The organism is Archangium sp. (genome assembly GCF_045802675.1).
GTDB lineage: Bacteria > Myxococcota > Myxococcia > Myxococcales > Myxococcaceae > Archangium.
This window is the reverse complement of record NZ_JBJMQO010000017.1, coordinates 143,204-150,955: the sequence shown is the minus strand read 5'-3', so window position 1 is coordinate 150,955 and position 7,752 is coordinate 143,204. Positions and strand designations below refer to the sequence as shown.

General features: G+C 68.0%; 9 protein-coding genes. 5 read left to right on the top strand and 4 right to left on the bottom strand.

The window, feature by feature from the left end:
* From ACJ8AN_RS04170 to ACJ8AN_RS04160, 3 genes are all read left to right on the top strand, one after another.
* Nucleotides 1-749 (top strand): ABC transporter ATP-binding protein (locus ACJ8AN_RS04170; RefSeq protein WP_407753902.1); only part of this gene is annotated, 749 nt, incomplete at its 5' end.
* Nucleotides 750-878: 129 nt separating this feature from the next.
* Nucleotides 879-2,114 (top strand): AAA family ATPase, encoded by a 1,236-nt coding sequence (locus tag ACJ8AN_RS04165; RefSeq protein WP_407753901.1) that lies wholly within the window; start codon nucleotides 879-881, stop codon nucleotides 2,112-2,114.
* Complete coding sequence (locus ACJ8AN_RS04160; RefSeq protein WP_407753900.1) at nucleotides 2,111-2,785, top strand: DUF4276 family protein; 675 nt, start codon at nucleotides 2,111-2,113, stop codon at nucleotides 2,783-2,785. The genes ACJ8AN_RS04165 and ACJ8AN_RS04160 overlap by 4 nt, the downstream gene beginning before the upstream one ends.
* Before the next feature lie 134 nt (nucleotides 2,786-2,919).
* Here the strand turns inward: ACJ8AN_RS04160 and ACJ8AN_RS04155 are convergent, their stop codons facing one another.
* From ACJ8AN_RS04155 to ACJ8AN_RS04145, 3 genes are all read right to left on the bottom strand, one after another.
* The gene (locus tag ACJ8AN_RS04155; RefSeq protein ID WP_407753899.1) at nucleotides 2,920-4,140 is read right to left on the bottom strand and encodes a hypothetical protein; all 1,221 of its coding nucleotides are present in this window, start codon (nucleotides 4,138-4,140) and stop codon (nucleotides 2,920-2,922) included.
* Nucleotides 4,141-4,324: 184 nt separating this feature from the next.
* Nucleotides 4,325-4,828: an Hsp20/alpha crystallin family protein gene (locus ACJ8AN_RS04150; protein ID WP_407753908.1), complete on the bottom strand. Its 504-nt coding sequence runs from the start codon at nucleotides 4,826-4,828 to the stop codon at nucleotides 4,325-4,327.
* 201 nt (nucleotides 4,829-5,029) lie between these two features.
* On the bottom strand, nucleotides 5,030-5,758 hold the full coding sequence (locus ACJ8AN_RS04145) for a transglycosylase domain-containing protein (RefSeq protein ID WP_407753898.1): 729 nt from the start codon (nucleotides 5,756-5,758) through the stop codon (nucleotides 5,030-5,032).
* Between the two features lie 164 nt (nucleotides 5,759-5,922).
* On the opposite strand from ACJ8AN_RS04145, the gene ACJ8AN_RS04140 reads away from it, so the two are divergent.
* Nucleotides 5,923-6,411, top strand: coding sequence for an NUDIX hydrolase (locus ACJ8AN_RS04140; protein WP_407753897.1), 489 nt, complete (start codon nucleotides 5,923-5,925; stop codon nucleotides 6,409-6,411).
* A 128-nt stretch (nucleotides 6,412-6,539) separates the two neighbouring features.
* Nucleotides 6,540-6,857: a hypothetical protein gene (locus ACJ8AN_RS04135; protein ID WP_407753896.1), complete on the top strand. Its 318-nt coding sequence runs from the start codon at nucleotides 6,540-6,542 to the stop codon at nucleotides 6,855-6,857.
* Between the two features lie 20 nt (nucleotides 6,858-6,877).
* Here the strand turns inward: ACJ8AN_RS04135 and ACJ8AN_RS04130 are convergent, their stop codons facing one another.
* Nucleotides 6,878-7,747: a neutral zinc metallopeptidase gene (locus tag ACJ8AN_RS04130; protein WP_407753895.1), complete on the bottom strand. Its 870-nt coding sequence runs from the start codon at nucleotides 7,745-7,747 to the stop codon at nucleotides 6,878-6,880.
* Nucleotides 7,748-7,752: the final 5 nt, after the last annotated feature.

Below are 7,752 nucleotides of genomic sequence, written 5' to 3'. Positions count from 1 at the left end.
TCGAGCTGCGCGACGTGTCGTTCCGCTATCCGGGGAAGGAGGCGTGGGCGCTGCGCCACCTGACGCTGCGGCTCGAGCCGGGCGAGAAGCTGGCGCTGGTGGGGGAGAACGGGGCGGGCAAGAGCACGCTGGTGAAGCTGCTGCTGCGGCTGTACGAGCCGACCGAGGGAGAGATTCTCTACGGGGGCGTGAACCTGAAGGACATGGACCCGGAGGACCTGCGCTCACGCTTCGGGGCGGTGTTCCAGGACTTCGTGCGCTACCAGTTCAACGTGGCGGAGAACATCGGGCTGGGGCACGTGCCGGCGCTGGAGGACCGCAACCGGATTGTGCGAGCGGCGGAGCAGGGCGGGGCGAACGGCGTCATCGAAGCGCTGCCGCATCAGTACGACACGATGCTCGGGGGCTGGTTCGAGAAGGGCCACGAGCTGAGCGGCGGGCAGTGGCAGAAGCTCGGGGTGGCGCGGGCCTTCATGCGCGAGGACGCGGAGGTGCTCATCCTGGACGAGCCGACGGCGAGCATCGACGCGGAATCCGAGCACGCCCTCTTCGAGCGGTTCCAGGACCTGGCGGCGGACCGGATTGCTCTAGTCATCTCCCACCGATTCTCGACGGTGCGCATGGCGGACCGGATCGCCGTGCTGCACAACGGGGGCATCGAGGAGATGGGCAGCCACGCGGACCTGATGGCGCGCAACGGGCGCTACGCGCACCTGTTCAACCTGCAGGCCCGCGGCTACCGGGACTAGCCAACGTCTGGGGCCACTCTTGGATGCCCCGCTGACGAGGTGTTTGCTACCTTCGAGAGAAGATCTCCCATGACCTGTGGGTAGAGCCAGAGGAAGACCCGTGGCGGATGCCGTGGACAGGCAGGGCACATGAGCGAGACGAACGTTGAAGTGACGCAAGAGCCGCTGGCGCCTCCAGTTCAGGTCTCGCGCTTGCACGTGGATGGGTATCGTGCGCTGGAGGGATTTGATGCGCACCTGGGGCCTTTGACGGTGCTCATCGGAGCGAACGCGACGGGCAAGTCCTCATTGCTCGATCTCCTGGGGATGCTGTCCTTCGTGGCGGTGAATCCAATACCTCCCGAAGTGGACCCCCGGAGCGTTGGCAAGAGACTGTTTCACGCGGGCTCCCCTGAACGCATCCACCTGTCGTTGCAGGTCGTGGGAAGTGACGGCCGCGTCCTCCAGTATGCCGTACAGTTGGCTGGGCCCCTTGGAAGTACGCGTGTTGTCTCGGAGCAACTCGTTGCCTTGGATGAAAAGGCAGCGGACGGACAACAGGCGGTGTTGTCCGAGTTCCTCGACTTCAAGAACGGGAAGGGCTCTATACGCACACAGGTGTGGAACGAGGACCGCCTCCATCCGCTCATCAGTTCCTGGACGCTTCCTCCCAACGAGCTCGCATTGCGAAGGGCGTTGGATCCCAACCTGCGTGTCATCAGCGGCTTCCGGGAGTTCGTCTCGGGCTGGAGGTTCTACACGGGATTCGATGTGGGGATGACTGCTGCCCTGCGCAGGCCTGTCCTGTCCGAGCCCGAGCCCTGGCTCCGGGAGGATGGTGCCAATCTCAGTGCCGTGCTCTTCCACCTGATGACCGAGAGCCCGGAGCGCTGGGGCGAGCTGGAGACGCATCTGCGCTCGGCCATCCCCTCCTTCCAATCGCTGACGGTCAAGGCTCGGGGGGGGTCGGGGATGGTCATGGGTATCTGGCGGGAAGAGGGCGTGAAGGACGAGTTGACGCTGGCGGACCTTTCGGACGGCACGCTCCGTTTGCTGTGTTGGTTGGTGCTTTGCCTCGCTCCTGTCCGGCCTCCGTTCATCTGCATCGATGAGCCCGAGGTGGGGCTGCATCCCCGAGTGTTGCCGGTACTGGCCGGGGTGTTGAGGCTGGCTTCCACCGAGACCCAACTCCTGGTCACCACGCACTCGCCGTACTTTCTCAGCCAGTTCTCGCTGGAAGAGATCGCCGTCATGAAGAAGGTGGACGGGCGCGCGTTGTTCGTCCGTCCCTCCTCCAACGAGGCCTTGCGCCAGGAAGTGGAGGAGCTGGGGAGTGCCGGGCTGGCCCAACTCCATCTGAGTGATGAGCTGGAGGGGCGGGCGTGAACGTGCTCGTCTACGTCGAGGGCCCGAGCGATCGCATTGGGCTCGAGGCGCTCCTGCGAGAACTGATGGGGAGAGGACGTAAGGCGGGTGTGGGCATCTCCTTCTACCCTCGCGGGGGGAAGGGCTGGATCCTCCAGGAACTGGGGCGGACGGCTGCCCGGCACCTGAAGGGTCATGCGGAGGATTACGTCTTCGCCCTGCCGGATCTCTACCCCATGGCTCAGTATGAGCGCACAGGCGACCGGCATCGTTCACTCCAGGAGTTGCAGGAGCTCCTCCGTCGCCGCTTCTACCAGGCCGCCGATGAAGTCGGACTGCCTGAACAGGTGCGTTCTCACTACCGTCCTCACTGCCTCAAGCATGATCTGGAGGCGCTCCTGCTTGGCGTTCCCGAGCTGCTCAAGCAGCGACTTGGGACTGGGGATGCCATCGAGAAGAGCTGGCGCAAGCCGGTGGAGGAGCAGAACGATCGCGAACCTCCCAAGCGGGTGGTGGAACAGCTCTTCCGTAAGTACCGCAAGAGGCAATCCTACATCGAGCAGGTCGATGCCCCCTGGGTGCTGGGCCGCGCGAATCCCCAAGAGCTCTGCAAGGCTTGTCCACAAAGCTTCCTCCCCTTTTTCACCGAAGTGAGCCGGTTGGTGGAGGGGGAGGGACTGCCAGGGACCTGATGGCGCGCAACGGGCGCTACGCGCACCTGTTCAACCTGCAGGCCCGCGGCTACCGGGACTGAGCCACGTCCCGGCGCCGGTGTACCGCCAACCCCCGGAAGAGCACGGCCGGGGGCTGGCGGAGGTGCCGCGTGTTACCGCACCACGCCGCCGACGGAGAAGCTGTCGGCGAGGGTGCCGTTGGAGGCCTTCATGGTCACCTTGCACACCGTCCCGGAAGCCGGCGTGGTCCAGGTGTAGCTCGCGGTGCAGTAGCCACCCGTCGAGCAGCTGTCATACGCGAGCGACACGGTGCCGCCGCAGTCGGTCTCCACGGTGTTCGCGAAGGTGCCGAAGCGCGTGCCGTAGTCGATGTTCACGTCCAGGTAGTACGTCGTCCCCGCCTGCAGCGTGGGCAGGGTGGCATTGGAGTAGGGGTCCCGGTACACGTACGCGTACGCGCTCCCGCCCCGGAAGTTGACGTAGCCGATGTAGGGCCGGGCGATGTACTCGCCATTCACCTGGATGCTGCCCTCTCCCGGGCCGCCGTCCACCGGCGCCGAGAAGACCGACACCTCCACGGACTCGGTGACGCTCTGCCCGCGCGAGGACACCGTCACCGCGAGCCTACACACGCCCGAGGCGCTGCTGCTCCAGCTCGTGGTGGCCGAGTAGGGGCTGCCGAAGGTGCTCGCCGCGCAGCTGCTCGTCCACGTGTACGACAGCGCATCCCCGTCGAGGTCCACCGCGTCCACGGTCAGCTGGATGGCGCTGCCCACGGTGGTGGTCGACCGGGAGGCCTGCAGCGAGCGGATGAGGGGCCCGATGTCGCCCTGCGGCGGCTTCGGCGTGAGGTCGTAGATGCGCAGCGTCACCGCCGTCGAGGCGCCCGCCGTGATGGTGACCGTCGTGGAGCCGGTGGCCACCAGGGTGCCGCCACTCGTCGAGCCGCCGTCGAAGTACGAGCCCGCGTCCGAGAAGCCGCCGTCCGAGGGCGAGCCCGCGTCGATGGCGCCACCATCGGAGGTGCCCGCGTCCACGAAGCCGCCGTCGTACGAGCCCCCGTCCGTGGTACCGCCGTCCGAGGGCGGCACGTAGCTGGACGAGTAGCCCTCGGCCGTCAGGGTCTGCTCTCCTGCGGGCAGCACCATCCGCCCGGAGAAGGTGCCGGCGTCGAAGTTGTACTCCAGCGTCTGGGTGATGTTGGCCGGCCGCGCGGTGACCACCATCCGGTCGATGGAGTAGGCCGACAGCCCGCGCACCACCACCTGCGCCTCGCCCTCGTCGGACTGAGGCTGCTCCTGCTGCTCACACGCCGCCAGGGTGAGGGTCATGCCCACCACCGCGGCCAGCGCGATTCCGAATCTCCTGAACACGTGATCGCTCCTGGTCGGTGCGCCATCACGAACGCACCCGGGCGATCACCCTAGTATAAAGTTTTACCGTCAAACAAATTGGATCGGGAGTTTCCTGGAATCCACGACTCCAAGGAGAGAGCCGCGGGCGCGGGACGTGAATCCCGGTCCGCATCTCGTCGGCGAGGCCCCGAGGAGGGAGGAACTACGCCTGCGCCTTCTTCTCGCCCTCGTCCACGCCCTTCACGAGGATGCGCTTGGGCTGGACTTCCGGCTTCTTGGGCACCACCACGTTCAGCACGCCGTTCTTGAGCTCGGCCTGCACATGCTCCGTGTCGATGCCCTCGGGCAGCGTGAAGGAGCGCGAGAAGCTGCCGAAGCTGCGCTCGTAGACGAAGTGCCGCTCGCCCTCGTCCTTCTTCTCCTCCTGCCGCTGGCCGGAGATGGTCAGCCGGTTGCCGGTGAGCGAGATGTCGAGCCCGTCCTCCTTCACGCCGGGGAGGTCCGCCTTGAAGACGTACGAGTCCTTCGTCTCCTTCACCTCGAACGCGGGGATGAAGTGGGTGGGCTCGGTACCGTCCGCCACGCCCCGGGACAACTCACGGAACGGATCCCAGCGCAGGAGGTCCTGCATCATCTCGAACGGGTCCACCCCACGGTTCCGCACCACACCCCGCTCGGTATCGTTCCTTCGAATGATGGACATGATTCAACGCCTCCTTTTCTGAATAGGGTTCACGATGGGTGAGAGGGTTTCCCGGAGTGCCTCACAGGGAACTCTCACCGAATCGAATGTAACCAGCCTATGGAGCTGTCCAGTCGCTCCCGCATTCGAGGCCGCGTCGGGGCGGGCCCGAGCCATCGGGCGCGTCTGTCCCGGGTTGCCCGGGGGGCGGCCGAGCAGACGGGTTCAGCGCGGGCCCCGCGGGCGGGCACACGCGGCCGCTTCCTCCACGGAGAGGCCGACGGGAAGCAGCGGCTGCTTCCGGGCCTCCTCGCGCTCGGTGTCGGAAATCCATCCCAGGCGCTGGAGCCGCGAGAGCACGACGTCCCTGCGCTGCCGTGCGCGCTCGGGGTGGCAGAACGGGTCATTCCGTTCCGGTGACTGGGGCAATCCCGCGAGGAGCGCCGCCTCATGGAGCACGAGCTGTCCGGGGGGCTTGCCGAAGTACCTGCGCGCCGCGGCGTCGAGGCCGGTGAGGTCCCGGCCAAACCAGACGCCCTCCGCGTAGGCCGTCAGCACTTCCTCCGCGCTCCAGTGGCGCGAAAGCCAGACGGAAAGGGCGAGCCCTCGCAGGTGCCAGTTCCTCGGCGACCTGGCTTCAGGCCCGGGCCGCGAGCGCATCCACTGGCGCGCCACGTACCAGGCCAGCTGGGACCCGGCGGTGCGCTCGTGCCGCTCATACCGGGAATCCAGCCAGAGGGTCTGGACGAAGTCGGCGGCGAGCGTCCAGGACCAGCGGGGCTCGAGCCGGAGTGGTCCCTCCTCCGTGTCGGCCCAGAGTGCCCGGGTGGCGAGGTCCGTCCGAAGCGCCACGGGGGGCCGTGGCAGCTCGCCCACGAGGGACAGCCCGTAGCGGTACAGGGCCTCCACGCTCCCGAGCAACACCCCGAGCGCGAGCAGCAGCAAGACGAGCACCCATCGCGCGACGCGACGCCAACCGTGGCCAGGAGGACGCATGCCGCGAGCGGCAGCAAGCCGGGTGCCAGCCAGAGGACGCGGAGGGGGGACGGGACGTCGGATGCCCGGCACCTACCCACTGACTTCTTGCGGCGCGCGCTCCGGGCGGTAAGAGCCCGTGCATGCCCTATACGCCCATCATCGGCACGCTCGGCTACGTCCTGTCCCCGGACGGGACGAAGGTGCTGCTCATCCACCGCAACGCGCGGCAGAACGACGCGCACCTCGGCAAGTACAACGGGCTCGGCGGGAAGATGGAGCCGGGTGAGGACGTGGTGTCCTGCATGCGCCGCGAAATCCGCGAGGAGGCGGGCATCGAGTGCACCCACCTCACCCTGCGCGGCACCATCAACTGGCCCGGCTTCGGCCCCAAGGGCGAGGACTGGCTCGGCTTCGTGTTCCGCATCGACCGCTTCGAGGGCACGCCCCACGAGCGCAACGTGGAGGGCACGCTCTCCTGGGTTCCTGTCCAAGACATCATGAGCCTGCCGCTGTGGGACGGAGACCGGCACTTCCTGCCGCTCGTGTTCGATGGCGACCCGCGGGCCTTCCACGGCGTCATGCCCTACGCCAACGGGCTCGCGGTGAGCTGGTCCTTCACCCGCATCTGAGACACGGCTGCCAGGGGACGCCCGCCCGGCCCGCTGGATTCCTGAGTCCCCCGGGGGCGAGCGGTCCGCGAAGTCCGCGAGAACACGAGCCTTCCCAGGCGGCATGGGCGTTGCTGTTCCGCCCCGGTATGAGCTCTCTCCTGCGTCTGTGTCTGCTGTCCTCGTGCTGCGTGCTCGTCGCGTGTGGCCCGCTCAGTGCTCCCGTGACCGAGGGTCCGGATTCCGGGGCCTGTATCCAGGTCATCGAGTACGCCCGCCCGTCCTCGGGTGGAGAGTGCGTGGGCTACGCCACGCCGTGCGACGTCCCCCAGGGCTATGTCGAGTGCTGTGGTGGACTCGCCTTTGGGAGTTGTAGCGGGCAGAGCGCCCGGTGCGTCGACGACCCCACGGATGCGTGCGACCCCTCGCAGGGCGACAGGGACTGCACGGGCATCTGCCAGCCGTGAGCCGCCCCGCCCCCGGAGCGTCAGGGCGAGGGCCTCTGTCCCCGGCTCGCGGCGCCGAAGGTGTCGCACGCCTCCACGGTGCCCTGCTCCAGCCCCCGGCGGAACCACTGCATGCGCTGCGCCGAGGAGCCATGGGTGAAGGACTCGGGGACGACGTGGCCCCGGGCGCGCCGCTGCAGCGTGTCGTCTCCCACGGCCGAGGCTGCCTTCAGTCCCTCCTCGACGTCACCGGGCTCGAGGAGGTGGCGCTGTTGCTCGGCGTGGTGGGCCCAGATGCCGGCGAAGCAGTCCGCTTGCAGCTCCTGCAGCACGGACAGGGCGTTGGCGTCCCGAGGCGACTGGCGCCGCATGGCCTGCACGCGCTCGGAGGTGCCGAGCAGGTTCTGCACATGGTGGCCCACCTCGTGCGCCACCACGTAGGCGCGCGCGAAGTCCCCGGGCGCGCCGAAGCGCTGATCGAGCTCCTGGAAGAAGCCGAGGTCGAGGTACACGCGCTCGTCGAGCGGGCAGTAGAAGGGCCCCACCGCGCTCTCCTGCATGCCGCAGGCGGACTCCACGGCGTCCGAGAAGAGGACGAGGTGCGGGTCCGCATAGCTCACGCCATAGGGCCGCAGCAGGTCCGGCCAGGTGTCCTCGGTGTCGGCGAGCACCACGGAGACGAATTGCTCGAGCTCGGCCTGGGCGGGGTCCGCCGTCCTGCCGGAGCCGCCGGTGCCGGGCCCCGAGGAGGAAGAGGTGGACAGGACGCTCCCGGGGTCTCCGCCGAGCAGGGCCACCAGGAGGGCGATGACGATCGTCGCGGCGCCGCCTCCCACCGCCAGCGGGCGCCCCACGCCCATGCCCCGCCGGTCCTCGATGTTCGAGCTGCGACGGCCCCCTTGCCACCTCATTCCGA

Bases quoted from the DNA above. Each gene is read 5' to 3' on its own strand.
- ACJ8AN_RS04165 (WP_407753901.1), top strand. From the start codon at position 879: ATGAGCGAGACGAACGTTGAAGTGACGCAAGAGCCGCTGGCGCCTCCA.
- ACJ8AN_RS04140 (WP_407753897.1), top strand. From the start codon at position 5,923: ATGCCCTATACGCCCATCATCGGCACGCTCGGCTACGTCCTGTCCCCG.
- ACJ8AN_RS04135 (WP_407753896.1), top strand. From the start codon at position 6,540: ATGAGCTCTCTCCTGCGTCTGTGTCTGCTGTCCTCGTGCTGCGTGCTC.
- ACJ8AN_RS04130 (WP_407753895.1), bottom strand. From the start codon at position 7,747: ATGAGGTGGCAAGGGGGCCGTCGCAGCTCGAACATCGAGGACCGGCGG.